1 protein-coding gene is annotated in these 729 nt (G+C 69.8%); it reads right to left on the minus strand.

The features are described 5' to 3' along the window. On the minus strand, nt 1–606 hold a 606-nt coding region (locus AC1D01_RS37310; protein ID WP_477874942.1), incomplete at its 3' end, for an endonuclease/exonuclease/phosphatase family protein. Nucleotides 607–729 lie beyond the last annotated feature (123 nt).

A 729-nucleotide genomic window follows, 5' to 3' on the forward strand; every position in this document is an offset into this window, starting at 1 on the left:
GTACAGGCCGAGCGCATGCATCGGCGCGTCGAGCTTGCCGCCCCAGTCGTTGAAATCGCCGGCCAGCACCACCAGCTCGTTGGCCGGCACGTGGTTCGCGACGAACGCACCGATGCGCTCCACCTGCCGCACGCGGCTCGAATGGATCAGCCCGAGGTGGGCGACGATCGCATGCACCACCACCGAATTCCAGTGCACCCGCACGTGCAACAGCCCGCGCTGCTCGAAGCGGTGATCGGACACATCGTGGTGCCCGATCTCCTCGCCCAGCGGCCAGCGCGACAGCAACGCGTTGCCATGCTCACCGCCCGGCGTGACCGCGTTGGTGCGGTAGGCCGCGTGGTAGCCATCGGGTGCCAGGTACTCCGCCTGCGGCAGGCGCGGCCAGCCCTTGTGCGTGTCCGGAAAAAGCCGCGCCTCGCCGTGGTGGAAGCTGCGCACCTCCTGCAGGAACACCATGTCGGCGTCGAGCGCCTCGATGCCGAGGCCCAGGTTGTGGATCTCCAGCCGCTTGCGGGGGCCGACGCCGCGCACGCCCTTGTGGATGTTGTACGTGGCCACGCGCAGCACGTGCGGGGGGTGGAGGGTCGACGGTGACGCGTTCATCGCGGGGAGCTTCCGAGGTCGAGGATGGCGGCGGCGTTGGTGCCGGAGAAGCAGCGCGCGGCGGCGTCTTGCCACGGCAGCCATTCGAAGCGCAGGTGTTCGTGCGGGCTCAGGCGGACCGGC

The organism is Rhizobacter sp. P3_B12 (assembly GCF_056402895.1).